Origin of the sequence: Pedobacter foliorum (assembly GCF_013266735.1) — a bacterium.
Taxonomy (GTDB): domain Bacteria; phylum Bacteroidota; class Bacteroidia; order Sphingobacteriales; family Sphingobacteriaceae; genus Pedobacter; species Pedobacter foliorum.
In genome coordinates this window covers 120,226-146,761 of record NZ_JABSNU010000005.1, presented here as the reverse complement: position 1 = coordinate 146,761, position 26,536 = coordinate 120,226, and the positions used below count along the sequence as shown (strand labels likewise).

Annotated in this window: 23 protein-coding genes; 9 read left to right on the top strand and 14 right to left on the bottom strand. The window is 38.1% G+C overall.

Going from position 1 to position 26,536, the window contains the following annotated elements; all coding sequences use genetic code 11:
* Positions 1–149: 149 nt before the first annotated feature.
* The 3 genes from HQN83_RS12350 to HQN83_RS12340 all read right to left on the bottom strand — a co-directional run bounded on the left by HQN83_RS12350 (position 150) and on the right by HQN83_RS12340 (position 2,621).
* Positions 150–1,328 carry a FecR family protein gene (locus HQN83_RS12350; RefSeq protein WP_173090657.1) on the bottom strand — a complete coding sequence of 393 codons (1,179 nt, stop codon included), beginning with the start codon at positions 1,326–1,328 and terminating at the stop codon, positions 150–152.
* A gap of 161 nt (positions 1,329–1,489) precedes the next feature.
* Entirely contained in the window at positions 1,490–1,987 is a 498-nt protein-coding gene (locus HQN83_RS12345; RefSeq protein ID WP_173090656.1) for a GNAT family N-acetyltransferase, read from the bottom strand.
* Between the two features lie 34 nt (positions 1,988–2,021).
* Complete coding sequence (locus HQN83_RS12340) at positions 2,022–2,621, bottom strand: RNA polymerase sigma factor (RefSeq protein WP_173090655.1); 600 nt, start codon at positions 2,619–2,621, stop codon at positions 2,022–2,024.
* Positions 2,622–2,953: 332 nt separating this feature from the next.
* Here HQN83_RS12340 and HQN83_RS12335 point away from each other — a divergent pair, with 332 nt between their 5' ends.
* The 9 genes from HQN83_RS12335 to HQN83_RS12295 all read left to right on the top strand — a co-directional run bounded on the left by HQN83_RS12335 (position 2,954) and on the right by HQN83_RS12295 (position 10,813).
* Positions 2,954–3,958: a sensor histidine kinase gene (locus HQN83_RS12335; protein WP_217277383.1), complete on the top strand. Its 1,005-nt coding sequence runs from the start codon at positions 2,954–2,956 to the stop codon at positions 3,956–3,958.
* A 5-nt stretch (positions 3,959–3,963) separates the two neighbouring features.
* On the top strand, positions 3,964–4,716 hold the full coding sequence (locus HQN83_RS12330; RefSeq protein WP_173090654.1) for a LytR/AlgR family response regulator transcription factor: 753 nt from the start codon (positions 3,964–3,966) through the stop codon (positions 4,714–4,716).
* A gap of 126 nt (positions 4,717–4,842) precedes the next feature.
* Complete coding sequence (locus tag HQN83_RS12325) at positions 4,843–6,045, top strand: DUF418 domain-containing protein (RefSeq protein ID WP_173090653.1); 1,203 nt, start codon at positions 4,843–4,845, stop codon at positions 6,043–6,045.
* A gap of 18 nt (positions 6,046–6,063) precedes the next feature.
* Positions 6,064–6,528, top strand: a complete 465-nt coding sequence (locus tag HQN83_RS12320) for a nuclear transport factor 2 family protein (protein WP_173090652.1) — start codon at positions 6,064–6,066, stop codon at positions 6,526–6,528.
* A 9-nt stretch (positions 6,529–6,537) separates the two neighbouring features.
* On the top strand, positions 6,538–7,389 hold the full coding sequence (locus HQN83_RS12315; protein WP_173090651.1) for an aldo/keto reductase: 852 nt from the start codon (positions 6,538–6,540) through the stop codon (positions 7,387–7,389).
* A 2-nt stretch (positions 7,390–7,391) separates the two neighbouring features.
* Positions 7,392–8,480, top strand: coding sequence for an alpha/beta hydrolase (locus tag HQN83_RS12310; protein ID WP_173090650.1), 1,089 nt, complete (start codon positions 7,392–7,394; stop codon positions 8,478–8,480).
* A gap of 99 nt (positions 8,481–8,579) precedes the next feature.
* Entirely contained in the window at positions 8,580–9,233 is a 654-nt protein-coding gene (locus tag HQN83_RS12305; protein ID WP_246254480.1) for a carboxymuconolactone decarboxylase family protein, read from the top strand.
* A gap of 3 nt (positions 9,234–9,236) precedes the next feature.
* Complete coding sequence (locus HQN83_RS12300) at positions 9,237–10,298, top strand: alpha/beta hydrolase (protein ID WP_173090648.1); 1,062 nt, start codon at positions 9,237–9,239, stop codon at positions 10,296–10,298.
* Between the two features lie 8 nt (positions 10,299–10,306).
* Positions 10,307–10,813: a cupin domain-containing protein gene (locus HQN83_RS12295; RefSeq protein WP_217277382.1), complete on the top strand. Its 507-nt coding sequence runs from the start codon at positions 10,307–10,309 to the stop codon at positions 10,811–10,813.
* Here the strand turns inward: HQN83_RS12295 and HQN83_RS12290 are convergent.
* From HQN83_RS12290 to HQN83_RS12240, 11 genes are all read right to left on the bottom strand, one after another.
* Complete coding sequence (locus tag HQN83_RS12290) at positions 10,797–12,092, bottom strand: sensor histidine kinase (protein ID WP_173090647.1); 1,296 nt, start codon at positions 12,090–12,092, stop codon at positions 10,797–10,799. The genes HQN83_RS12295 and HQN83_RS12290 overlap by 17 nt on opposite strands.
* Positions 12,076–13,452 carry a sigma-54-dependent transcriptional regulator gene (locus HQN83_RS12285; protein ID WP_173090646.1) on the bottom strand — a complete coding sequence of 459 codons (1,377 nt, stop codon included), beginning with the start codon at positions 13,450–13,452 and terminating at the stop codon, positions 12,076–12,078. Before HQN83_RS12285 ends, HQN83_RS12290 begins: the two co-directional genes overlap by 17 nt.
* An 11-nt stretch (positions 13,453–13,463) precedes the next feature.
* On the bottom strand, positions 13,464–14,603 hold the full coding sequence (locus HQN83_RS12280) for an ABC transporter permease (protein ID WP_173090645.1): 1,140 nt from the start codon (positions 14,601–14,603) through the stop codon (positions 13,464–13,466).
* A gap of 23 nt (positions 14,604–14,626) precedes the next feature.
* Positions 14,627–15,877 (bottom strand): ABC transporter permease, encoded by a 1,251-nt coding sequence (locus tag HQN83_RS12275; RefSeq protein WP_173090644.1) that lies wholly within the window; start codon positions 15,875–15,877, stop codon positions 14,627–14,629.
* 20 nt (positions 15,878–15,897) lie between these two features.
* Positions 15,898–16,566, bottom strand: coding sequence for an ABC transporter ATP-binding protein (locus HQN83_RS12270; protein WP_173090643.1), 669 nt, complete (start codon positions 16,564–16,566; stop codon positions 15,898–15,900).
* Between the two features lie 74 nt (positions 16,567–16,640).
* A complete protein-coding gene (locus HQN83_RS12265; RefSeq protein WP_217277381.1) occupies positions 16,641–18,089 on the bottom strand; it encodes a TolC family protein in 1,449 nt (482 codons plus the stop codon).
* Positions 18,090–18,113: 24 nt separating this feature from the next.
* Positions 18,114–19,358: an efflux RND transporter periplasmic adaptor subunit gene (locus tag HQN83_RS12260; protein ID WP_173090642.1), complete on the bottom strand. Its 1,245-nt coding sequence runs from the start codon at positions 19,356–19,358 to the stop codon at positions 18,114–18,116.
* Positions 19,359–19,797: 439 nt separating this feature from the next.
* Entirely contained in the window at positions 19,798–21,819 is a 2,022-nt protein-coding gene (locus HQN83_RS12255; RefSeq protein ID WP_173090641.1) for a plastocyanin/azurin family copper-binding protein, read from the bottom strand.
* 7 nt (positions 21,820–21,826) lie between these two features.
* Positions 21,827–22,447, bottom strand: a complete 621-nt coding sequence (locus tag HQN83_RS12250) for a hypothetical protein (RefSeq protein ID WP_173090640.1) — start codon at positions 22,445–22,447, stop codon at positions 21,827–21,829.
* Positions 22,448–22,708: 261 nt separating this feature from the next.
* Positions 22,709–24,946 carry an alpha-L-fucosidase gene (locus HQN83_RS12245; RefSeq protein WP_173090639.1) on the bottom strand — a complete coding sequence of 746 codons (2,238 nt, stop codon included), beginning with the start codon at positions 24,944–24,946 and terminating at the stop codon, positions 22,709–22,711.
* A gap of 264 nt (positions 24,947–25,210) precedes the next feature.
* Entirely contained in the window at positions 25,211–26,506 is a 1,296-nt protein-coding gene (locus HQN83_RS12240; protein ID WP_173090638.1) for a sensor histidine kinase, read from the bottom strand.
* Between the last annotated feature and the right edge of the window lie 30 nt (positions 26,507–26,536).

Below are 26,536 nucleotides of genomic sequence, written 5' to 3'. Positions count from 1 at the left end.
AATAGCGAGTGCTTGTTCATTGTCCAGATGCCCTGCAACGCTAGGTTTGTTGTTTAGTTTTTGATTATTCAAGACAACCCATACATGGCCAGGATTTCGATTACAGTCGTTTCCTGGCTTTTTTATTGGATTATCGGTGCTGGTAATGGTTATTTCATCACGACAATCCTCCTTCCTTCAATTTTAAAATGAACTCCTTTAGTCTCTTCAAGCATTCTTAGTACCTGAGCAATGTTCTTAGTTCTGGAAATGGTACCGTTAAATTCTTCAGCTGAGATGTCACCGTTGTATTCAACATCCACATCATACCATCTTGAAATTTTGCGCATCACAGATTGAATATTTTCATTATTGAACCTAAAGTAATTGTTCTTCCAAGCCATCACTTCTTCGATATCAGCTTCAACAATAGCTACCTCATCATCCCCATCATTCTTAACCCGTGCTTGTTGCCCGGGTTTAATTACTACGCCATTAGTACTATGAGTGCTTACCACTTTAACACTTCCTTCCAAAAGTGTTGTTTTTGTATCTGCCTCTTCTAAATAACCTTTTACATTAAAATGAGTACCCAAAACTTCTATAGTTTGGGTGTTGGTAATTACTCTAAAAGGCATTTTTTTATTCTTGGAGACTTCAAAATAGGCTTCACCTTTTAGCTCAACCTTGCGCTCATTTCCCTTAAAAATGGAAGGATATTTTAGAGAGGAAGCTGCATTTAGCCAAACATTTGTACCATCAGGTAAACGTATTTGATACTGTCCCCCTCTTGGAGTTTCAATAGTATTGAAATCGTTGGCGCTTGAACTTTTATTGCCCACAACGGTGTAAACCAGCTGTCCATCAGCTGTCTTTGTAATTTGCACTCCATTCTGAGCGGCCAAAGTTCCGTTCTTCGAATCAGTTAAAGTAATCCGTTTTCCGTTTGCCAAAGTCAAGTAAGCTTTATTGCCACCTGTTTCGATATATGAAGTAGAAGAAACAAATTGTTGTTTTTTACCGCCTGATCCGTTGGTGTAGAGGTATAAACCCAATGCAGCAATAATAATTATAGAGGCAACTGCAGCAAAAGGTTTCCACAGAATAGTTCGCTTAACTTTCTTTTGAGGTAATGCAACCACTTGATCAAAAATCTGATCAGCTATGGTCCGATCCATAGAGATAATTTCCTCGTCAGAGAAGTCGTACCACCCTTCTTCAACAATCTTCTCTAAAGTTTGTTTCAGATCTGGGTTGGCTAACAAGGACTTCCATTCCATCTGTTCCTCTGTAGTTAGAGTACCTGCCAAATAGTGCTGGTACAAATTACTTAATCTATACTTGGTCATTTTTATTGCTTAGTAAAAAGGAGATATCATTGCACTAAACAACACCCCTTTCTATTAAGACGAGTGAAGAGAAAAATCGGGGGTATCAAAAATGTTACTTTTTTAAAATATGTGATTTACTTCTTTTGATGGAGGGATAAATAGCTTAAAAATACACCTTACTATAGTATTTTTTCATAACAATGGAAATCTCCTTTTCTGAATGTAACCATTCCTCTTTTCAAATAACCATTGTTAGCATACAGATTGAGAGCAGAGGGGTTCCCTGAAAAAGCATCTAGTCTTATAGACTTACACCTACTACTAATCGCAAATTGCTCTGAAAATTTAAGTAACTGCTTTGCAACTCCCTGTCTTTGAAATTTTGGATGTACACATAATCTGTGCATCACCAATGGACTGCCATTGTTTAATTCCCAATTAACACTTGAATATTCCGGAGATTGATTTTTATCCAAAACCACGATTCCAGCCAATTCGAGATTTTTAAAAACACCAAACATTGTTTCTGCATGTATATCACCGAGTATGCCTTTATAATCCGGGTAAACCTCATCCCACTGAGATATTTCGTTATTTTCCATTTCAGCAATAACCTCTTTAATCAGGCACATTACCTCATCAATATCTTGCAGGTTTATTTTCAGTATATTATCCATTTCCATTTTAAAAAAAGCCTGTGCCATTTGTCACTTACAATAGCTTAAAAATGATAAGAAAGACAACTATATCTGTATGGGCATTTATATAGTTTCTTAAAAATCTTAACGCGAGTTTCATATAACTTTGAACCGTTAAGACAGAAAGTTTTAAACGATTAGCAGCTTCTTCATATTTTAGCCCTTCAAGATGGCACAATTGATACACCAACTTCTGCTGCTGAGGTAATAAAGACACGCCATCATTTAAAATCTTTCGCACGTCATTCAATAGTATTTGCTCCTCGGTCTCATTGTGGCTTTCTTCCCAGGTATTCCCAAGTTTACGATCAGTTTTAAGCTCAAGCTCTTTGCGCTTAAGTAAATCTATAGCACAGTTACGCGCAATTCTTTTTAAATAGCTATCCAGATTATTGATATTGAGTACGCCAGGTCCCATCAACCAAAGTTTAAGCATACTCTCCTGCACTACTTCTTCGGCCAGAAGTTGTGAATGCAGTATTCGGATAGAAAAGGTATATATTTTGTTATGGTATTTCTGATAAATCTCTCTAAATGCCTGATGATCACCATCTGCTACTTTTGAAAGCGGGGCATACTCAGCTACTACGTTTTCATTTAAATGAGTAATCATTTATGGATTTATCAATATCTCCCTCGACCTAAAAAAATATTTTAGACATTTCTTTTTCAATGTTAACCATAAATTTTAAAAATACAGCGAACAAGTTTTACAATTTTTTTAATAAGTAAACCGCTAAATCCTATTAGTAACCAGCAACAATTAAAATATTTATCAAAGTTTCTTTCGTTTATTACACAAACAGAAATAACCTACATCGCTCTTTATTCGTTTTGAATCTCGTGTTTTTCGTTTTGATACGCTCTTTAAAGAAAGCATGGGATCAAAAGTCTTAATTTCGTATATTATGCATAGATCGATTTATTCAAAAAACAAGAAACAAATTGCTTAAAAAATATAGCCCTTACCAATTACTTTTCATTAGCTTAATAGCTGCACTATTTGTGATGTATCCGGATATCACATGGCTACCTTTCGATTTAGGAAGGCTCACTGGATCAGAGAAAACAAACTATATTGCTTTCTATCTATTAAGATATGCGTTCCTGGCAGCCCTGGTTTTTCTATTGATAAAAATAAACCTACTACGCATAAAAACGCCCGACTTCAAAAAACGTTTCGGTTATAATGTAATTATCTCCATAGTAGCCTATGCAATCTACGGAGGACTCTCGTTTTTGATGTATGCAAAAGTGAGACATTACGGTAGTTTAGTCCTGTTTCAGTTCTTTATTATTTCAATTTTAAGTACACTTATGGGACATATTATAACCTTGTATAATGAGCAACGAAAAAGAGAGTTGGAAATAGAAGAATTAAAGGTAAAGAATCTGGAAAGCCGTTATGATGCTTTAACAAATCAAATTAACCCACATTTCTTTTTTAATTCTCTTAACGGGTTGACGTCGTTGATAAGGAAAAAGAATAACGAAGAAACATTGACCTATGTAAATAAACTCTCCGACGTATTTCGCTATATCCTTCAAAGCGACAAAAAAGGTCTGGTAACACTTGAAGAAGAACTAACCTTTGTTGATGCGTTTCGCTACATGATGGAAATCCGTTTTGCAAATAAACTAGAATACCACATCAATATTGACCAAAAAACACTGTCACAAAAGATACCTGTACTTTCTATTCTTCCCCTCCTAGATAATGTAGTTGTTCACAATACGATAGACAGCGATCATAAAATGGTCATAAACATATTCGTTAATGAAAACAATGAGCTGGTAATTTCTAATCCTATTTATCCAAAACTGAGCCCATCTGTAACCAATGGAACAGGACTTAAAAACCTGGAAGGCCGCTTTTTGTTATTGATGAACAAGCAAATTAAAACGGAGAACAAAGGGAATGTATTTAATGTTTACTTACCACTGGGATAATCAATATGAAGATACTAATTGTTGAAGATGAAACGGCCGCCTATGAAAGTTTGGTGGAGATTTTGAATGAAATTGATCCTACTATTGAAGTGATAGGCAATACCGAAAGTATTAGCCAGACCATTAAATGGCTTAATGAACGGCCCCTCCCCGATCTTATTTTAATGGACATCCATTTATCTGACGGTTCTTCATTCCTAATTTTTGATCATATTGAAGTTGAAGTTCCGATTATTTTTACAACCGCTTATGATGAATATGCTATCGAAGCATTTAAAGTAAATAGCATTGACTATTTACTTAAACCAATAAAAACCAGCGAATTGGAACGTTCGCTTCAAAAATTCACTAAATTATCTCGCACAAACATCCTCGAGTATTTATCCAAAGTGAACCAATTGGCTCCTACACCCCGCTTTACCAAAAAACTCCTAATTCCAATCAATGACAAACTGTTGCCCATTGATATGCAAGAGGTTTCCTTTTTCTATACAACAGATAAAACCACCTCGATTGGACTAAGCAATGGAAATACCTATAGTTATCCCAAAACCTTAGAGCAGATTTTTTCCACTTTAAACCCTGCCAATTTCTATCGTGCCAATAAACAATACATCATTTCACGCAATGCGGTCAAAAATATTACCGTATGGTTCGATAGTCGCTTGCTGATTACTCTAGACAGAGAAGTACCTGAACGTATTTACATCAGTAAAAACAAAGCCGCAGATTTTAAAGCATGGCTTGTCAATGAATAAGTCAACGCAGTTTTGACCACTCTCTTTCGTCTTAAAGCTTAACATTTTCGTGTTGCTCCCTCAGCACAGAAAAGCATGAAGTAATCACCTGATATTTACCGCATAACATCAGAATATTACCATTTTATGCAGTTAACAAGTAAGCAAGAAACCACAAATAACAGGATCACCGTTATTGATGCCATACGTGGCATTACCTTAATAGGAATTTGTGCTACGCATGCTTTCCAACATTTTGGTGCATTTGCCAGTAACGCTCAGCCCCCATTCCCTTGGATAGGCACTATGGATGAGATTACCAATTGGATATTGCAGTATTTAATCATGGGCAAATTCTTCATTATATTCTCTTTTCTATTCGGTTTGAGTTTCTTTATCCAAATGGATAGCGCCTCTAAAAAAGGAATCGACTTTCGTAAACGTTTCCTATGGCGTTTAACACTACTATTTATTATCGGATTATTACATAGCGCTATATTTCGTAACGATATTTTAATCATTTATGCGGTATTAGGTGTACCTCTGGTATTGATGTATCGTTGGCCTAGTAAATGGCTACTTTCCATAGCACTTTTTTTCATGCTGGGTGGTGCACAATTAACCTATATCGGATACAAATCTGTAGTTCCTCAAATACGCCACGAACAAGTAGAAACATCAATAGAACGAAGAGCAAGATGGCAGGAGATTTTTCTAAATGAATCATTTTCATCGAATATTCATCACAATACTACCGAACAACTGAATTTTAAATTCAATTTCCAATTCGGAGAATATGGTCGTGGCTATATGACTATGGGCTTTTTTATTTTGGGTTTACTGGCAGGCCGCATACGCCTGTTTCAAAATCTCGACAAGTACCGGGATTCCTTGTATAAAGGGGCCTGGATTGCTTTAGGATTGGTACTCTTACTATATGCAGGTAAGCCTTTTTTACCTGGTGGCGAAAGACTAAGCTTAGCCGCTTGGTTGGCCACCCCGGTAGATAGTTTAATAAACTTGCTTTCTGCCTATTTGTGGGTAGTCCTGATTATAGGGTTATACAAGAATAGCTCGGTGCAAAAACGCCTGACCAAGGTAGTGAGTTACGGAAGAATGGGACTCACCAACTATATGTTACAATCTGTGCTGGGTGTATTTATATTCTATGGCTATGGTTTGGCACTGCACAATGAGTTAGGTGTATTTTTAAGTGTAGTGGTATGTTTATGTTATACCATTTTACAAATACAGATTAGCCATTATTGGTTAAAGAAATTCCGCTATGGCCCAATAGAATGGTTATTGAGATCCGGCACCTATCTAAAATGGCAACCTTTACAACGATAAACCAAAAACGATACAAACATGAAAACAATATTTCTAGGACTATTTCTATTATTTGCCACTGTACAATACAGTGCTGCACAAACACCAAATGGTACATCACCGGCACCAACCAAAGAGGAACAACAAATCATTGAACTTTCCAAAACCAAATGGCTTTGGATGGCAGATAAGAATGTAGATTCATTAAATGTGTTATTCGATACAAAATCTGTTTTTGTTCACATGGGCGGAAGCTGGGGAAAAGCACAGGAGATCAATGTGATCAAAAGTGGTGGAATTCATTACAAAAAAGCAGATGTCCATTCGGTTTCAGTAAATATAATTGGTAATACTGCCATATTATTAAACAACATCACCTTACTAGCTGTTGTTGGTGGAAATGAAGTTACTAATCCATTTATTGTAACTGAGGTTTACATTAAAGAAAAAGGACATTGGAAGATGGGATCGCTATCTTTTACCAAAATAAACAAAGAACATTAATCATAACTTATGGAAACTGTTAAATTAAACAATGGAGTTGAAATGCCACTTTTAGGATTTGGGGTATTTCAGGTAACAGATCAGGCAGAGTGCGAACGCAGTGTATTGGATGCAATCCATACAGGATATCGTTTAATTGATACTGCGGCCTCATATATGAACGAAGAAGCGGTGGGCAGGGCGATTAAAGCCAGTAATGTACCAAGAGAAGAACTCTTCATCACTACAAAGCTTTGGATTCAATCAAACGGATATGAAGGAACCAAGAAGGCTTTCGAAAATTCATTAAAAAAGCTACAATTGGATTATCTGGATCTTTACCTGATCCATCAGCCTTATGGAGATGTATACGGAGAATGGCACGCAATGGAAGAATTGTATCAGGAAGGAAAAGTAAGAGCAATTGGCGTAAGTAACTTTCATCCAGACAGACTAATAGACCTGATTATTCATAATAAAATCGTCCCCGCTGTAAACCAGATCGAGACCCATCCTTTTCATCAGCAACAGGAAACGCATCAGTTTTTAAACGAAAACAAGGTACAGATAGAATCCTGGGGGCCTTTTGCCGAAGGTAAGAACAACATTTTTCATAACGAATTGCTAAGTTCCATTGCCAGCAAATATGATAAGTCCATTCCGCAGGTAATACTTCGCTGGTTAACTCAGCGCGGGGTGGTTGCTATTCCAAAATCGGTACGCAAAGAACGCATGGCCGAGAATTTCGATATTTTTAATTTTCAGCTAAGCACTGAAGATATGGAAACCATCAAAACTTTAGACACCAATACCAGCAGCTTTTTTGATCACCGCGATCCTGCAATGGTAAAATGGTTAGGTGAAAGAAAACTGAATCAGTAAACATGAAAAAAAATAAGGGAGTTCTATCATTACTTTCGGTCCTAGTGTTTTTCTCAGCCTGTATCACTACAAAGCAACAGACTGATCCCAAGAACCTGGTAATAAGAGAACAAGGTAGCTTTGCGGTAGGTGGAACAAAAACTACCGAACAGGGTAGCTTTGATTTGAACAACGCTTTAAAACCACAGGGACAGACCTTTCACGGAGATCATGCTTATGCTTTCTATCAAATTCCGGTAAAGGCACACAAATATCCCTTAGTGTTCCTTCATGGTGCAGGGCAATCTAAAAAAACATGGGAGACTACACCCGATGGACGAGAGGGCTTCCAAAATATCTTCTTAAGGCGTGGTTTTGGAGTTTACCTTCTTGATCAGCCAAGACGTGGAGAAGCAGGAAAAAGTACAGTGGCAGCAACTATTACTCCGGTTCCCGATGAGCAATTCTGGTTCACACAATTCAGGATTGGCAATTACCCCGATTATTTCCCCAATACCCAATTCCCTAAAGATTCGGCTTCCCTGGAGCAGTTCTATAGACAAATGACCCCAAATACTGGCGATTTTGATGGCAATGTAATCTCTGAGGCCGTCTCTCAACTTTTCAATAAGATAGGCGAAGGTATACTCATCACTCATTCACAGGGAGGTGGTCCCGGTTGGTTTACGGCCATCAAAAATAATAAAGTTAAAGCAGTTGTAGCTTACGAACCCTATAGCAGCTTTGTATTCCCTAAAGGAGAACTGCCGTCACCGATAAAATCGGCAGGTCTTTTTGGCGAGTTGAAAGGCACCGAAATACCGCTAACAGACTTCAATAAACTGACTAAAATCCCCATTGTTATTTATTATGGGGATAACATAGCCAAAGAACCTACTAAAATATGGAACAAAGACCACTGGCGTTCAGGATTGGAAATGGCAAGAATCTGGGCTGCTACAATTAACAAACACGGAGGCGATGCCACAGTTGTACATCTGCCAGAAATAGGAATTAATGGCAATACCCATTTCCCTTTTTCAGATCTGAATAATGTAGAAATAGCTAACCTATTGTCAAAATGGCTAAAAGAAAAAGGTTTAGATAAGTAACACAAAACACTAAAGTAAAAGATGAAGCTATTCCATATAATATCGATAACTGTACTAATCTGCGTGTTCTTTAATGCAACTGCACAACAAAAAAGCACTATGGAAAAAGCATTAAATTCCAAACAACAAAGCTTGATCTCCATTGCAGCAGTTACGGCCAAAGGCGACCTATCAAAATTAAAGATAGAATTAAATAAAGGCCTTGATAGCGGATTAACTGTCAATCAGATCAGAGAGTCGATTGTTCATCTCTACGCCTATGCCGGATTTCCCCGCAGCATTAGAGGATTGCAAACACTAATGACAGTATTGAATGAACGAAAAGCCGCAGGCATAAACGATAAAATGGGCGCAGAAGCCTCTCCTATCACTGATCAACGCAGCAAGTACGAAAGAGGCAAAGCAATATTAGGAGAATTAACCGGTGTGCCTGAGACAGGATCGAAAACAGGATATGCAGCGTTTGCACCTGAAATAGAGGTCTTTCTTAAAGAACATCTTTTCGCTGATATTTTTGAGAGAGATGTATTGACTTATGTTGAAAGAGAATTGGTAACTGTATCGGTACTCAGCAGTATTGGAGGTGTAGAGCCTATGTTGCGCTCACATTTAACCATCTGCCTAAATGTAGGTTTAACTCCAAACCAGTTACAACAATTCATCGAAACCATCAAATCAGCTATCGGTAAAAAAGAAGCAAAATCGGCACAACAAGTATTAGACGAAGTGCTAAAAACAAGAAGTAAAATTTAAAACATGAAAAAATTAACATCAATAATTGCACTAGCAATATCACTGGGAGCTACAGATGTGGTAACTGCACAATCTACTCCAAAATCACATCAACAAAATCCCTTTACCTTGGTTTATGAAGGTGCCATTACCAAAAATGAAAAAGGAAAAGTAAACATCCATCCTGTAAAATATAAACTGAACGGGATTGATATTGCTGCCAATGTTTATACTCCGGCAAATTACGATGCTACAAAGAAATACCCGGCTGTTGTAGTGGCACACCCTAATGGAGGTATAAAAGAGCAAACAGCCGGGCTATATGCGCAGCGTTTGGCCGAGGCTGGTTATATTACCATGGCTGCCGATGCGGCTTACCAAGGTGCTAGTGGCGGACTGCCACGCCATACAGATAAACCTGCTAACCGCATCGAAGACATTCATGGCATGGCAGACTTTATCACTCAATACAAAGGGGTTGATGCAAACCGTTTAGGTGTTTTAGGTATCTGTGGTGGCGGTGGCTACACTTTAAAAGCAGCACAGTCCGACAAACGATTTAAAGCCGTGGCAACCTTAAGCATGTTTAATTCTGGTGAGGTAAGACGCAACGGCTTCATGAACTCACAGCTTTCAACAATTCAGGAGCGATTGAAACAAGCCTCAGATGCTCGTGCCCAGGAAGCCGCAGGCGGTGAAATTATTTATGCTGGTGTAGCAATGCCAACAGACGAGGAGATTGCCAAAATCCCAACAGATTTATACCGCGAAGGATATGTGTATTACTACAAAACCCATGCACATCCAAATTCAACATTTAAGTATACCATGAGCAGCCTTCTAGACTTAATGACCTTTGATGCCAGCACCAATATGGATTTAATTAATCAACCCCTATTGATGATAGTCGGAAGCAAAGCCGATACAAAATACATAACAGACGAAGCATTCCCAAAAGCAACCAATGCAAAAAGCAAGGAACTGTTTCTTATTGATGGAGCTACTCATATAGAAACCTATTGGAAGCCGGAATATGTAGCCCAAGCCGTAAGTAAATTGTTTAATTTCTATCAATCAAACCTTTAAAATTAAAGATGATGAACATTAAAAACATAGCCATACTATTTCTTATCGCAACAGTTTCATTGTCGTGTAAAGAGCAAAATAAGTCGGCACAGACACCTCAAACCGATACCCAACAACAAACCGTTTTTGCAAAAGGTAAACTGATAACGAATGATAATTTTACAGGAACCGTATGGTTAGAAAACTTAATTCAGGCCGATAGCATAAACCAGAATTCAGTGGGGAGTGTAACTTTTGAACCTGGAGCCAGAAGCAAATGGCATACTCATCCGGCTGGACAAATATTACTGGCAATTGATGGTGTTGGCTATTATCAGGAATTGGGGCAACCCAAAAAAATACTACGTAAAGGCGACTCAATAAAATGTCCACCAGATATTCCTCATTGGCACGGAGCAAGTTCAGATACCAAATTTATTCAAGTAGCTATAACCGGAAGAGAAAAAGGTGAAACAACGTGGTTAGAGGCCGTAACGGATAAAGAATATAGCAGTCCAGCTACATCAATATTTTAAATTCAGTCCACTGACCACTACTTTGTAAAGAAAACTTAAAATCGTGATTATATAATATTTCCCTTGTTAGCATCAACCCAATTCCCTGTCCATTCTTTGTAGTGCTAAAGAAGGGTGTAAAGAGCATTTGACTGACCTCATTTGAAATTCCAGGCCCGGTATTGGCAATTGAGATTGTTTTAGCAGAGGCCTGGATTTGAATACGTATTGTTCCTGATAAATTCACTGCTTCTATTGCATTTTTCAGAATATTAATAAATACCTGTTCCAATTGCTGGTAATCTGCAAATGCTTCTAATGGTAAAGAATCGGTCTCCCATAGCCAATCCACTTTCTTCTTCCTGGCTTCAGGTTCCATTAATAAAACCACCGACCGAAGCAGCGAGTACAATTCTACTTCATGCCGAATAGGCTCAGGAACCCTAATTACCCTTGCAAAGTTCGACATCAAACTACTTAAGCCGTCATTGCGGCTTATCGAAACATTTAAGGCAGTCTCGTAATCTTCCTGATCCTCTTGCCCCAATTGACTTTTATAATTCAAACAACTGTTCAAAATAGAATTAATAGCACCAATTGAATTGTTTACCTCGTGCGACATCATCTTGATTACCTTCTCGTAGGCATTCTTTTCTTTAATATAGATTTCGCGGGTCAGCTCTTCAATAATGATAAAAGTTCTGGAATATCCTAGGTCAGTAAACGTTGCCTTATGGCATTTATAAGATTTTAGTCCATTTAAATTAACTACCTTAGGGTCGTTAACCTCCAAATCTATCAGCTCCTCTGCCAGCCTGCCCGAAATTCCATTTAAAGGTTTACCTAAAAACTTATCTTTCGATAAACCAAACATCTCTAGCGCTGCTGAATTTGCCGTTGCAATAGTCCCACTAAAATCAAAAATGATAATCCCGGAAGGAGAAGCTTCAATCAGTTTTTCCAGAAAAGAGCTTTTCTCAACCTGTAACAATCGCTCATGCCTTAACTGGTCAATCATCAGATTATATACATAAATCAGTTCATCCATCTCCGTATGGCCAATGCTATTTAGCTTAGCGCTGAAGTCCTTGTCTTTTAAAGTTTCGATTCCTGAAGAGATCGTATCAAAAGTTTGGCTTATCGATTTATACATCCAGTAGGAAAAAATCATGGAGATAAAAAGTAAAGCTTCCCCTATCAAAAATGTATTTCTGTTTACTACATAGAGCTCGGTAAGCAGATAGATAAATATCCCATGAATAACAATTGCCGACAGTAAAACTTTAGTTTTGAGTTTCATAGGGAATATTATATTTTTCAAGTTTGCGATATAATGTACCTCTGCTCAATCCCAATGCTTTGGCCACTCTACTGATGTTGTTTTGATGAAAATTCATCGCATTTTTGATCATAGAAAGCTCCATTTCATCGATTGAAAGTGCGCCTACAGCCGGAAGGTTTAGCGCTGTATTTGCCAAACGCTGTTCTTCAAGATGCTGCTCAAAATCCTTAATTCCAAGGCTATCTGATTCGCTTAGCAAAACCGCACGTTCAATCAGGTTTTTAAGTTCACGTATATTCCCCGGAAGGGGAAGTGATTTTAACCAATTGTAAGTCTTTTTATCAATTTGTAACTTAGGTCTGCTATAAATTTCTTTGAGGTTCTTTAAAAAGTAATTTGCCAAAATCGGGATATCCTCCGATCGTTCACGAAGTGGTGGAAGGCGAATAATAATCAGGTTAATACGGTAAAATAAGTCCTCCCGAAACTTATTACTGGCTATCATCTCACGTAAATCACGATTAGTTGCACAAACCACACGGAGGTCTACCGCACGAGTTCTGCTATCGCCCAGTACTTCATACTTACGATCCTGTAGTACCCGCAGCAGTTTTACCTGACTGTTTAAATCCAGATCTCCGATTTCATCTAAGAAAATGGTACCCTTATCTGCCAGTTCAAACCGCCCAACCCTATCGCTGCGTGCATCTGTAAAAGCCCCACGTTTATGTCCGAACATCTCACTTTCAAATAAACTGGATGAAATCCCTCCAAGATTCACCTTAACAAATGCCTTATGTTTGCGTGGGCTATTTTCGTGAATAGCTTCTGCTATAAGTTCTTTACCTGTTCCGCTTTCGCCAATAATCAACACAGAAGCATCGGTACGGCTAACCCTTGCTATGGTCTGGAGCACTTCTAACAGCTGAGGATCCTCTCCAACAATATTCTCAAAGCCATATTTTTCATTTAGCCTTTTCCGGGTCATCGCACCGGGCGTATCCTGTTCATCAGATAAATCCAGGGCAGTTCTTAAGGAGCGCATCAAATGTTCATTATCCCAAGGCTTGTTAATGAAATCTGTTGCGCCCAACTTCATGCCCTCAACTGCTAATTTAATAGAACCCCAGCCCGTCATTAAAATAACGGGTAGCATTGGATATGACTTTTTTATTTGCTGAAGCATAGCCAAACCATCATCTCCCGTAGTTTCCATAGAAAAGTTCATATCCAGTAAAACCGCCGCTATAGGTTTTTCTTTAAGATGCTTTAATGCTTCTTCCGGACCATGAGCCTTTATAGATTTGAAACCTTCTTGTTTTAAAAGAAGATTCAATGAAGCACATACCGCTATATCGTCATCAATAATAAGGATCATATTAAATAAATTTATTCTTCATGTAAGGCATTTACCGGACTAAGTCTGGCCGCCTTTAAACTTGGGTAAAAGGCACAGCTCAACATCAAAAGGTATAAAAACAAGGCTGATAAAACAATACTTAATACCCCGTAATATCCGTTCACGTAGGGATCTAAATATTGCATAATTAACAATTGAGTAGCAATCAGCACACCCGGTAAAATACCTAAGGTAGTAAGAACCATGGATTCCCCAAGAAATTGCTTCAATATATCAAATGGACTTGCACCCATAATTACCCGTAAGCCAACTTCGGCCTTACGTTTAGATAGCTTGTAGCTAAATACTCCGGAAATCCCCAGAAATACGTTTATAAATAAAAATGCAAACACAACTAAGGCTATACTTAATTGAATATAATCCATCTTCTGGGCAAACTTTTGAATAAGTGTTAAGGATAAATTTTGCTTTATCTGGATTTCAGGAGCGTTTACCGACATGATGGCTTTTCTAATTTTCTCTTCTAATAACAACAAATCATCTGTGTTTTTTGATTTAATAAGATAGGTATTAGCCGCACCGCTAATTGGAATGAAAAAGCCGGGGCTAAGGTTAGCACCTGTGTTTTCTCTTACTGTTTCCGAAATACCTACAATTAGCGCAGGCTTATTAGCTATCAAAATGGTTTTCCCTATTGGGTTTTCATTATTAAAATCTCTTTCAGCCAAATCTTTAGTGATTACTACAGGGATGTTATTTAAAGCGTAATCTTTTGGGGCAAACCATCGTCCTTCAAGCAGTTTAATGTTCAATACATCGTTGTAATGCTCATCTACTTCAAAAGCTAAAGCCTTACTAACTTGCTTATTATAAGTGATCTTTTCCTCCCTACCCCATTGAAGAAAGGGAACCACCTGAGTTGAACTTATCAATTCTACTTCTTTAATAGACTGCAGTTTTTCTTTAATCAACCCGGCATACTCCAGTTTCTTTTCTTCTGATAGGTTTTGGAAATCAAGCTTTACCAACCAGGCATCTTCATAGTGATAGCCTAAAGGTTTGAAATAGTTACTTACCTTCTTCAAATTCAACCCAATAAAAAGAAACAAGGCAATAAAACTAACAAACAGCTGAAACAACAAGAAAAAGTTCTCTTTCTTCCGGTTCATAATCATTTTAAACAGGTGCAAAATCATATGTTGTTTCCTCCTTTCAAAGCGTAAATCACGTTCATGCGTGACATTTTCCAAGCCGGATAAACTCCCGAGATCAGTCCGAGTAACAAACAGCTAAAAAGACAGAATGAAAATACCTGCCAGCTGATGATAAAACTGTCGGTCGGCATCTTAAACAAGGGATCGAAGGTATTGATCAGATGAACCAGTAATTCTGAGGCATACACAGATAAGCCAAGCCCAATCAATCCGCCGATTAAGGTGATGATGATATTTTCGATAACCAACTGTGTAACCAGGGTTCCTGAAGTTGCGCCAAATGATTTGCGTACCCCAATTTCCTCTGCCCGCTCACCTATCCGGGTAATATTTATGTTAACCAAACTAATTGCTGGAATCAGCATGAACAGGGTCAGAACTACGAGAACAACTATTGCTGTTTTTCCATACTCTGGCTCATCGTCGTTCCTGGAACTACTTTTAGCGAATTGCTCTAAGGCAGTAAAAGCATGCACTTTTACAGAGTCGGCCCCAGAAACCAGGTTCTTTCCTCTCATACGGGTTTTCAACTCAGCACGCACTCTTTTCAGATCATTCGTCTTTGCCAAAAGCATGGCACTATAAGTTCCTTCAATCTCCTTGTCTGTGAGTTGAATATTGGTGTCTGTAGTATAGGGAACATAAACATCCGAATAAACCTTGCTAAAAGGCGTAGCAGATTTTACCACCCCAATTACTTTAAAGGATGAACCATATATATTGATCGTTTTACCCAGAGCCTCGTTTTCATTAAAAAAATAGGCTTTAGTTTTTTCGTTGATAACCGCAACCCGAGCACCTTTTTTCACCTCATTGAGGTCAAAAGCTTTTCCCTCCAGGAATTTAAAATCTGTTATTTTCCAGAAATTTTCATCAGTAAATTTAAGAGCGTGTCCGGCAGCTTTTCCATTGAGCAAAGAAATAAACTCCTTGGTAGAAAAATAAGAGATTGTTTCAGCACTTTCCAGATCCTTAATATTTTTCTGGAGGAAAGTGAGACTTGGCGTTGCGTCTGTTTGTTCACCATTTTTAAATACAGATACTTTATCCACTATTAAAGTTTTATCTCTATTAACTTCCGGTGGATTTGCACTGATAATCTGATCTATAAAAGATGCGAATATCGTAACAATCATAATGGTAAGGCTTATGCCTACCAAAGTGAGTGCCGTATAATACTTCTTACGAAGCATTACTTTAAAAGTGAGTTTTATATAATTTTTTAACATGATTTCTAGGTTAAGGATGGTTAACTGACTTGTTGCCCGTCAAAGAAATGAATGACACGCTGTGTTTTTTTAGCCATTTGCTCATCGTGAGTAACCATAACTATAGTAGTTCCATCAGTTTTATTGAGGTGGAGCATTAAGTTCATTACCTCATCTCCCATTGCACTATCCAGGTTTCCGGTAGGCTCATCTGCAAGGAGGATTTCAGGATTCCCAATAATGGCACGTGCAATAGCTACACGTTGGCGCTGTCCACCTGAAAGCTGGTTTGGATAGTGCTTGGTACGGGCACTTAGTCCTACTTTCCCTAATGCCTCCAAAGCCCTCTTGCGTCTTTCAGCACCAGAAATACCGCTCCGATACAACAAAGGAAGCTCTACATTGTCTATAACCGAAAGGTCATTGATTAGATGGTAACTTTGAAAAATAAATCCAAGCTTAAGATTTCTGAATGCAGCCAACCGCTTACGACTAAAAGAAGTAACAGATTGATTGTCCATGGTAATCGAACCTCCAGTTGGCGCGTCCAATAGTCCCATGATATTCAGCAAGGTACTTTTACCACAACCAGAAGGCCCCATAATAGACACAAATTCGCCTTTGTTAATATTGATATTAACATTATTAAGGGCAGTGGTTTCAATGGTATCGGTTCGATAAATTTTTTCTATGTTCAATAACTGTATCATCTCTATTTAGTTTAAGGGTGGTGTAAAAGTTAGGATTAAATTTCTCATATTTCTATTTGTTTAATTTAAATGAATTAGATGTTTTTATTCGTAGCAAAATCATATAGCGTTAGTACGCGCAGGCTGAAGTAAGCATTCCAAAAGCTTTTTAAGGAGAAAATATAATCACGGCGAGCCTGATCTTTTTCCTGCAGTGCGATATTCAAATCGGTGATGCTTAAGTCATTAAGGAAATACCTTTTTTTCGCAATTTCAAACCGTTCATTTGCTGTTATATCGGCCTCTGCATTAGTTTGCATTTGCTCTTTTATCATAACCAACTGCCTCAGGGTGGTATAAATTTCCTGTTCAAAATTTATTTGTGCTTGTTTAATGTTAGCCTCTACGAGCTTTCGGTTCGACTGTGCCGTTTTAATTCTTGAAGCCGAACGCCCCCAATCCAGAATGGGGATTTGAAAACCTAAACTTATTTCCTGCTGATCCTTTGCATTCCTATAAATTCCCGGTAGTTGGTTTGCAACATTTGTCAATCCAAAAGTACCGAAGAGGTTAACTTTTAAACCGTTCTCGCCCTTTGCTTTTGCTACATCTTTATCGGCCTCAAGTAATGCCCTTTTAAACTCTATTGCTTTTTGTCTGTTATTTTTAGCCTGCTGAACTGCAACAGCTGCATCAACCTCAAAAGTGAGTAAATTCTCGGGTAGGATAAGTTGAATTTGGTTTGTGGCTGAAAACCCAATAAAAGATTTTAACTGAAGGTCTGATGTTTCGGCATCAACATTTGCCTGTGAAACAGCTTTTCGTGCATTTAAAACACCCAGCTTCAACCGCAGCAACTCATCTTTAGAGAGCCTGCCCAAAGCAGCTTTACCCTCGCCTATCTTATAGATTGTTTCATTATTAGACAGGTTTTTAGCAGCTATATCTTTGTTGATTTGAGCAATAAGTAGGCTAAAGAATAGTTCCGATGCATCACGCCCCACAACTTCAAGGTCTTCTCTATACTTTTTTTGCGATTCCTCGTAACGCAATGGCTCTATTTTCTTATCCCATGACAATGAATTGAATGCAAACAAAGGCTGATTCAACCCGATAATTAGAGGGTTTCCGTTGTATCGGGTCTGTTTACGATCGAAATCTGAAAACCGCAATACATTAGATCCAAGAAACAATTGGCCACCAGTTAACCCAATGTTTTGTGTTAAGCCTAAATTCACTTGTGAATTATCATTAGTTACAGGCTTAAACTCCACTGTTCCATCAGGCTGTATAACCGGTATATTGGTTTTACTAAACTGAGGTAATGTTCCATCCAGACTTAACTGTGGACTATAGTTCGATTTAAAGGTTTTATATTGCCAATACTGATTTTCACGAATGGTAGCTGCTTGTACTGCTGCAGTTGAATGTGTTTTAGCGATCTCAATGACATCCTGTAAATTTAGTTTCACAGTATCACTAAGGCTTTGACTCTTTACAACTATAGGCATAAATATTCCGGCAAGTAATATTAACTTGAACATGGCTGTATTTTTATTTAATGTGGATTATTTGATCTTAACTTTGCTGAGGTGGATAAAATCCTGCATCTCTGAGATGATGACCCGTTCGCCTGCTTTAACGCCCGATAGAATCTCTACATAATCCGAGTTGCTTTCCCCTACTTTCACCTTACGAGATACCGCGTTTTCGCCTTCCAGTACAAATACTTTCTGTTCTTCAGAGCCGTTAAAGGCAGCGCCATTCTTTACCCTTACCGTATTTTCTTTATAAGAAGTAATTACAAATACATCCACCTTTAAATTAGATCTAAGTAGCTTTGAACTTTTGTTGCTTAAGCTGATAGAGAACTTTACAGTGCCATTCTCAACAGCAGGTTGTACATTACTGATGTTTCCCCTCAGGTCGGTTTTATTGATGCGTACCAAAGCTGTTCTACCTGCTTTTACTTCATCGGCATAGGTATCAGAAATAGTTGCTTCCACCTTATAACTGCTTAAATCTGCAATGCGTACCAACTCTTCACCTTCATTAATTTCTGCACCAATCTTATTGTTAACCCAAGTGATCACACCATTGCGAGGCGAAGAAATGGCGGTGTTTTTCAGTTTATCACTAACGCCTTTAATATCCTTTTCACGGATGTTGATTTCATAACCCAAACTCTTCAAATCAGCCTGCATCGTGGCCTTCTGGTTGTCAATCTGATTTTTGATTTGTGTTAACTCCAATTGTGCCACATTTAAGGTAAGACGGGCTTGTTTTACATTTTCATCTGTACTTCCGCCAATAGCTAATAGCGATTGTTCATGATCCAAAGCAGTTTCCAGACTACTGATTTTCATCTGCTTAATTGAATACTGGGTTTTTAATTCATCAAGGCTTTTCTGAAGTCCCAAAGACAATTGGTTTATTTTATTGCGATTAACATGCTGTTCCTCATTTAGTTTTTCAAAGGCCAGTAAGGAAGCTTCTTTGTTCAGTTGTAAAATAGATTGACCGGCAAATACCTTTTCCCCAGCATTAAATAGCACCTGCTCAATTTTGGCACTTACCGGAGCGCTTATCGTAACTTCATACTCTGGTGTAATAATTCCTGAAGCAGGTACAGTTGCTTCAATCACGCCTATTTCTGCAATTGATGTGGTAAATGTGCTCCGCTTTACAGATGGTTCAACCATGCTTTTAAATTGAATAAATCCAAAAGCGGCAACTAATAAAGTGGTAAACACAATGAGGTATATTTTGGTTCTTCGCCTGGCTTGTTGTTTGAGTGAAATTTCACGATCCATAATTATATTTCTTTGAACCGTATATTTCAATGCAAATGCCAAACGCAAATAACTACAAATAAGATAGTTACAAAAACACATTAAAACTCAACTGTTTCATTATGGACAGTGTGTATTAAAGTGAACAGGAAATGAGAGACAGAATAGTGAAGTGTAGAATTATAAAAAATGCGATAAAACCATAAGAGGGTGTATCATAAAAATGATACACCCTCTTATGGTTTTTACTTCTTGTTTTTACTTCTTGTTTTGATGCTTTCGTCATGCTGAATTTATTTCAGCATCTCGCACTAGCAAGGCTTTCTTTCTCTTGAGAGATGCTGAAATAAATTCAGCATGACGAACGCATTAGAAGAGTGTTTAAAAAACAATCTGTCATTGGTAATTTACTTCAACACCTTTTATTTGACTACTTTAATCTTATTTCACTACTTTAATTTTATTTCACTACTTTAATCTGCCCTTTCATTACCATATAATGGCCTGGGTAAGTACAGATAAAAGGATATATTCCAGGTGTTTTTGGTACTGTAAAATAAATAGTATCTGATTTTCCAGGTTGCAGTAATGAGGTATGTGCGATAACCTTAACACTATTCGGAACAAAATCATACTTCTCACCATCAAGTCCCATCTTCATTACCATTTCTCCAACAACATTGCCCGACCCTGGAGTTGTAAGCACAAAATTGTGTAGCATATCATCTGTGTTGGCAAAAGTCAGTTTCACTTTAGTACCAGCCTTTAAAGTTAAATTTGTAATGTTAAATTTCAATCCCGGTTTGGTTCCCAATAAAATGGTTTTAACCACCCCATTCTTCCAGCTTTCCGGTTGTTTGGTAACATGTTTTCCCGCATCAGTGCTACCGGTAACTTTTTCACCGGTCGAAGCCATATTCTTCATATTATGATGATCCATGCCTTGCATTGCATGATCTGCCTCCATGGCTCCAGTAGGTTTGTTTTCATCCGTAGCCACTATTTTTTCCCCGTCAGGAATTTTGTTTAAAGTATAATATCCATAATTGTGAAGTAAAGGAGTATTGCCGTTTTCTGAGCGTATTCCTTCAGTTTTGATCTCATGAATATATCCTTCTTTTAAACTATCAAGCACTAAGCGTACACGTTTATGATCTGGAGAGATTACGATTGCTTTAATACTACGTGGCGATTGGTTTATCACCGGGCTTCCGTAAATGTGGTGGTACTTATAAGTAAAAGTCGACAATTTATAAGAACCCGCATTACGGGCAGTTTTTTCATCTACCGGCATGGTAAATTCCAATTCAAAACCATCAGGTTGCGCCTTTACCGTCTGCACCTCAAAAGGCATAACACCAGACCAGGTTAAACGTTGCAAACCATATTCTTCTTTTCCAGTTGATGACCATCCTCTTGAAGTCATACCAACCAGCATACTGCCATCAGAACCCCAGTTCATCCTCAATATACCCGAAGAAAATCCTTCACGAAAAGGAAATACCATCCCTTGATAAACTCCTTTAACTTTTTCCAGGAATACCCTGCTGATTTTACTCTGAGCCTGATCGCCTACAAACAATTGCCCTTTAAAAGGCCCCATATTTCCATTATCCGAATAGCTAAGAATGCCGGAAGTTGAATTACCCATGATAGAATGTGGAATCCATACAGAAGGAGTTTTTAGTCCTGGTACTCTTTTAGCCACATCATATTTAGGTTCACCTGTATCTGGAATATCCTTTTTGCGAAGCTTTACGGGAGAGTCTGGCTGATCAGCCCAAATCAATCCTGCAGGATTACCTACAAAATCACCCTCTTCAACATGTGTGATGCTACCTGAACCCACCCAGTCGCCTTGGTTTTCTGCATAAAATATATCTCCACTATTGTTCAGAGCGAAAGCCGCAGGTGAGCGGAAGCCCGTAGCAAAAGGTTTCATTTTAAAATCAGGAGTGAATTTAAGCATCCAGCCATGCCATTTGGACATACTTTCTCCAAAACCTATCCAGCCTAAATTTAGGGTAACCACCATATTACCATCCTTATCAAGCATAGGGCCATAGGCATACTCATGATAATTACCAGATAATGGCCAGGAATACATTGTTCTGTATTCGTCGGCTTCACCATCACCGTCCAAATCGCGAAGACGCGTAAGCTCAGCACGCTGAGTCAGGTAGAGATCTCCTTTAATATAGCTCAATCCCAATATTTCATGCATACCATGCGCAAATAGGCGGTATTTAGGTTGTTGCCCGTCTTTCATATACGGATTTGTGATGATCCAGACCTCTCCGCGGCGGGTAGCAACAGCTAATTCGTCATTGGGTAAAAAGGTCATTCCCCCAACTTCAAGGGCTACTTCTTTTGGAATAGGGATAGTTACAATTGGAAATATTGTATTTTCTGTTTGCGCATTCGTTTTGGCCATGCCCGCACCCAGTAATAAGAGAGATAATAAGTATTTTAAATTTTTCATTCTACGATTACCAGATTAGCGAATATGTTAATGACTCAGTTCCGTTGGCCAGTGGAGCAATTAGTTCCTGACCATTTTTTGTTTTCCTGATAAAAGCCTTTGCTTCAGCTGGAACTTTTACAGAATACGCTTTATTTCCAATGCTATAAGTATTGTTTTTTAGTGCTTCGATAGTTGTAGCGGCAGCAATCCTACAATAAAGAAGTCCTTTGCTATTACTGATACTGATGGTACGGTCTATCCCTCCACCCCCGCTTTGCACTGCAATTTTATCACTTATATCAGCGCCATTTGATGAGTATAAGAATGTAGGCATTTTGCTTTTATCCAATACATACCCCTTGTTTTGAAGGTCATCAAAAGCTATAGAATCAGGCCATGCTGCATTCTGATTAGCCAATGCTGCTATAGCTGGAGCCGCAGAAAGAGATAACACAGTACCCAGAGGTTTGGCTAGTTGCGGCTCTCCTCTATCGTGCCACATTTCAGTCACATCAATAAACTGTCCGTGCCATAACTGCAATAATGCACCCTGCTTCAAATCATAACTATAATTTAGCTTCTCTGGAGTTCCTACAGAGATCACATGAGTGCGTTTCTTCCCTTCAAACATGAGGTAACTTCGCAATAAATAAGGTTTATTTCCTACGTTGAGGATATAAGGGTTGGCGCTTTGCGCCCATGTATTAGTTGCGCAGCATATAAAAAATGCTACGCAGCACATAACTCGTTTACAGATCGTCATACTTTTATTTTGGTTATTAAACAACGAAACAATCGATTGCATAACAAATATATAAAATTCCCTCGTTTTTTATAATCAAGTTTTTTTCGATAATAAAATGTGGTATTTCAGATGCTTATGCTAAAAATTGAGCCACCTATTTTATTATCTCTCCAGAAAATCCAACTCAGCGATAGCCAATGCTTTTTTGTTACCGGCAATGGTTGTTGCCTGCACCTGCACATACCTTGCTGTTACTGCCTTTTTAAAATAGTGGGTTCTGGCGGTAGGATCATTTATTAAGTTACCAAACTCAAAGCTTTCTACAGTCTCCCAATTCTTACCATCGTTACTAATCTGGATTATCCCCTTTTCCATCATACCATCTAAAAAGCTCTTTGGCGGCGTATAAACAAATGCGCTTAAATTGTGCGCGGCACCCAAATCTATAGCAATTTGAAGTTTAGAATCATTAGCTTCTGAAAGCCAGTAAGTCTGTTTTTTAGCATCAAAAGCCATTGCACCTTTATTTTTATCAGTTTCACTACTTACCGTTAATAGCTTCCAATCTTTCTTTATCAAACCAAATGTTTCAGTGGCAATACTTCCTTTATCTTTATGAGCGATAGCAATAGCCTTAATTTCGCCTTTAGCTATTGAAACAGGCCCCGTATATTTTTTTGATGCCGCAGTAGGCTCAGTACCATCGGTGGTATAGTAAATTTCGACCCCTTTGCCTAAATTTTCTGTGGCATTCTGACCATGCGGGTTCCATCCAAATTCATGGGTTTTTGGCGATATGGTTAATAAACCATTAACATCTCTGTCAAACTGTAATTGAGATGGCTTTGTATGGTAATAATGCGCTTCAATTGTTGCAATGGCAGGTGCTGCTCTTGATGAAAGTACTTTTAACCTGAATTTTGAGGCTGTAACCTCAGGAAAACGTAATATACGTTTATAACCGATGTTTGTTGCCGAAGCAATTTCTTGCCATTTTCCATCAATCCAAGCCTCAAGAGTATGCTGCTCTACTCGTTCACCATGAGATGTGATTGCTTCTTGCAAAACAATTCTGTTAATGGTAACCGGTTTGCCGGTAGTAATTTCTATGCTTTTTTCAGGCTTAGCCAATAACAAATAGGTGTTTAAGCTTTTGTCCAATACTTGTGCTGGCCCTTTTGCACCTGTAAATAGATTTTTGCCGTAAGTTTCGTTGATGCGTTTACCAACTTCGGTTAATACCTTTACATCCTCCGGAGAGAATTTACCCTCGCGATTTGGTGGAATATTAAGCAAAAATGTAGAATTGCCGCCGACAGCTCTTTCGTAAATATCAAAAACATCATCAGTACTACGTACCTTTTGTTTATCATCATCACGGTAAAACCATCCTTCTCTAATTGAAGTATTGGTTTCTGCTTGTTGGTAATGCAAATATTTTCCTTTGTACAAATCCTCTCTGCTTCCCAATGATGCTTCGGTTAAATCCGCAAAGTTGTTTGCCGTATTGGGATTCTGTATATAAGGAATAACATTCCATTCAGTATTTCGGGTTGCACCGGCCTCATTACCGCACCAACGAATGTCTTCTTTACCAAAAATAACAGCCTTAGGCGCTAAAGTGTGGATCAACTTTTTCCAGGAGGCATAGTTGTATTGCTGACCACCTTTTGTTTTAGGAGTTGCACCATCAAACCAAACCTCATCAACCTGACCATATTCCGTTAAAACTTCAAACAGTTGGTTAAGGAAATACTCGTTATAATCATCTACTTCAAATTCGAATTTCGTTTTATTGGCAAAGGGTCTGCCAGAAACCTGACGTGGAATACTGCGCTTGGTTGCCTTGCTTAAGTTGCCATATAAACCTGTAGGGCTTTCAATCTGGAAAAGGTCGGCAGGTGACAAATAGATACCCAGCTTTAAACCATACTTTTTGCAGGATGCTGATAGCTCTTTTAAAATGTCGCCTTTTCCGTTTTCGAAACCTGTAGACATGATGCCATGTGTGGTGTAACGGCTTTGCCAAAGTACAAATCCATCATGATGCTTTACAGTTATGATCACCATTTTCATACCTGCCGCTTTCATAGATTGGCACCACTGATCGGTATGAAGTTCCTTTAAATCGAAAACCTTAGGATCCTCTTTACCACTACCCCATTCCATGCGGGTAAAAGTATTTGGCCCAAAGTGTATAAAGGCAATAAATTCATTTTTTAAAGCACTAAGCTGGTTCGATGTTGGCACAACATGAGCAGCCTTGGCTATAATTGTAGCCTTTGTGTCGGTTGCAGAAACTGGAATAGTGTTTTGCAGTTTAATTGTTCCGATGCTTTGTGCATCTGCATTTAAGTAAACAACTGCCATTAAAGCTGTTGCTATAAATATCTTTTTCATTTGATTTGTCTAGAGGGATAAAAATACAATTTGTCTGGTATCAGAATACCATTCAAATTATCATCTACTTAAACTATATTATCATCTATTTACTTCCTAATAATTTTGAGATGGTTGGTTTTAATGCCAATACCAGGCTCAACTGACTACAATGCCCCACTGATTAAAACGGTTAAGAATTTTAACGAAAGGCGCTAAAAATAATTTCCAATAACTCACTAATGGCATATTCTACCTTGAGGGATAATTTTAAGATACTAATGTTTAGGGCTTCAATTTTATAAAAATCGAAAAGCGAGAACCAAGTCCTGGATTACTTTCAAGCCTTATCCTTCCGCCTTGGCGTTCTATAAACTCTTTGCACAATACCAAGCCTAGGCCAACTCCCCTTTCGTTGTCGGTACCATATTCAGGTTCTGAGTTAATAGAAAAAATCTTTTCCTGTTTATCCAACGGAATTCCTTTTCCATTATCGCTAACAGTTATTTTGCATTCATCAGATATCACCTCAGCCTCAATAGTAATCTGCCCTCCATACGGAGTAAATTTCACCGCGTTGCTAATCAGATTACGTACTACCAACTGAAGCATATTAACATCGGCAATCACTTCAAGTTCCTGTGGAATATGGTAATTTAGGGATATGTCTTTTTTCAAGGCATGTATTCTTTCCATCTCTATTGTACCCTGTAATATTGAGAACAAGTTTACAACCACTAGATTTACATTTGGCCCCTCCATTTGCGATTTAGACCAATGCAACAAACTGGAAAGCATTTCCATGGTATTGTTAGTAGATTTTAGCAATGCCTTTTCTAATACTAATCGGTCTTTGGGCTCCAAATCACTTGTATTTAACAACTCCAGGTAGCTTTGTACATTCATCAGGGGAGTTCTCATATCGTGAGAAATAATGGACATCAGTGTTTGGATTGCTATTGTCTTTTCTTCGGTAGCTTTTCTTTCTTTATCATAACTCCGCCTCATGAATTTTATGACAATGTAAATTGTGACTACCGGTATAGGAAATGCCGTAATGCGGTCGATAAACTGCCCTTTACCCGCGGTAAAAGGATATTTCACCAAAGAAGGGTAATAATACTCTATGATATGAAGCACCAGGAAGCACAATAAATAGACAATTAACCATTTGATGTGCTGCTGATACGGAGAAATTGCAAATACCAATAACAGATAAGCGGGCCATATCAGGTCGGTAGATCCATTGATTCCTGAATTAGAAAAGTAATTAACGCCTAAAAGTAAAACCCCTACTAAACCGAATAATGCACTATTATGTGCTTTTCCATAAAATCTGGAATAATAATATTGCTGCAAAAAGAACAAGCCAATTAGAAAAGTAGACACCGCCGCAACATACAGATGTGCATATATATTATAAGGCACATATATACAAGCCAAAACGATCAAACTAATGCTTATAGAATGAAATATTCTACTTTCTAAAGAAAACTTTAATGGACTACCTATCAACTCAGCCCAGAAAGCTTTATTTTTTGAAAAGTGATCATTAAGAATGCTGAAGTTAAATTTTTGCATGAAGAATTGTAAACGACAATGGCTATCAAA

Bases quoted from the DNA above. Each gene is read 5' to 3' on its own strand.
- HQN83_RS12350 (WP_173090657.1), bottom strand. From the start codon at position 1,328: ATGACCAAGTATAGATTAAGTAATTTGTACCAGCACTATTTGGCAGGT.
- HQN83_RS12345 (WP_173090656.1), bottom strand. From the start codon at position 1,987: ATGGATAATATACTGAAAATAAACCTGCAAGATATTGATGAGGTAATG.
- HQN83_RS12340 (WP_173090655.1), bottom strand. From the start codon at position 2,621: ATGATTACTCATTTAAATGAAAACGTAGTAGCTGAGTATGCCCCGCTT.
- HQN83_RS12330 (WP_173090654.1), top strand. From the start codon at position 3,964: ATGAAGATACTAATTGTTGAAGATGAAACGGCCGCCTATGAAAGTTTG.
- HQN83_RS12325 (WP_173090653.1), top strand. From the start codon at position 4,843: ATGCAGTTAACAAGTAAGCAAGAAACCACAAATAACAGGATCACCGTT.
- HQN83_RS12320 (WP_173090652.1), top strand. From the start codon at position 6,064: ATGAAAACAATATTTCTAGGACTATTTCTATTATTTGCCACTGTACAA.
- HQN83_RS12315 (WP_173090651.1), top strand. From the start codon at position 6,538: ATGGAAACTGTTAAATTAAACAATGGAGTTGAAATGCCACTTTTAGGA.
- HQN83_RS12310 (WP_173090650.1), top strand. From the start codon at position 7,392: ATGAAAAAAAATAAGGGAGTTCTATCATTACTTTCGGTCCTAGTGTTT.
- HQN83_RS12305 (WP_246254480.1), top strand. From the start codon at position 8,580: ATGGAAAAAGCATTAAATTCCAAACAACAAAGCTTGATCTCCATTGCA.
- HQN83_RS12300 (WP_173090648.1), top strand. From the start codon at position 9,237: ATGAAAAAATTAACATCAATAATTGCACTAGCAATATCACTGGGAGCT.
- HQN83_RS12295 (WP_217277382.1), top strand. From the start codon at position 10,307: ATGATGAACATTAAAAACATAGCCATACTATTTCTTATCGCAACAGTT.
- HQN83_RS12290 (WP_173090647.1), bottom strand. From the start codon at position 12,092: ATGAAACTCAAAACTAAAGTTTTACTGTCGGCAATTGTTATTCATGGG.
- HQN83_RS12285 (WP_173090646.1), bottom strand. From the start codon at position 13,452: ATGATCCTTATTATTGATGACGATATAGCGGTATGTGCTTCATTGAAT.
- HQN83_RS12280 (WP_173090645.1), bottom strand. From the start codon at position 14,603: ATGAACCGGAAGAAAGAGAACTTTTTCTTGTTGTTTCAGCTGTTTGTT.
- HQN83_RS12275 (WP_173090644.1), bottom strand. From the start codon at position 15,877: ATGTTAAAAAATTATATAAAACTCACTTTTAAAGTAATGCTTCGTAAG.
- HQN83_RS12270 (WP_173090643.1), bottom strand. From the start codon at position 16,566: ATGATACAGTTATTGAACATAGAAAAAATTTATCGAACCGATACCATT.
- HQN83_RS12265 (WP_217277381.1), bottom strand. From the start codon at position 18,089: ATGTTCAAGTTAATATTACTTGCCGGAATATTTATGCCTATAGTTGTA.
- HQN83_RS12260 (WP_173090642.1), bottom strand. From the start codon at position 19,358: ATGGATCGTGAAATTTCACTCAAACAACAAGCCAGGCGAAGAACCAAA.
- HQN83_RS12255 (WP_173090641.1), bottom strand. From the start codon at position 21,819: ATGAAAAATTTAAAATACTTATTATCTCTCTTATTACTGGGTGCGGGC.
- HQN83_RS12245 (WP_173090639.1), bottom strand. From the start codon at position 24,946: ATGAAAAAGATATTTATAGCAACAGCTTTAATGGCAGTTGTTTACTTA.
- HQN83_RS12240 (WP_173090638.1), bottom strand. From the start codon at position 26,506: ATGCAAAAATTTAACTTCAGCATTCTTAATGATCACTTTTCAAAAAAT.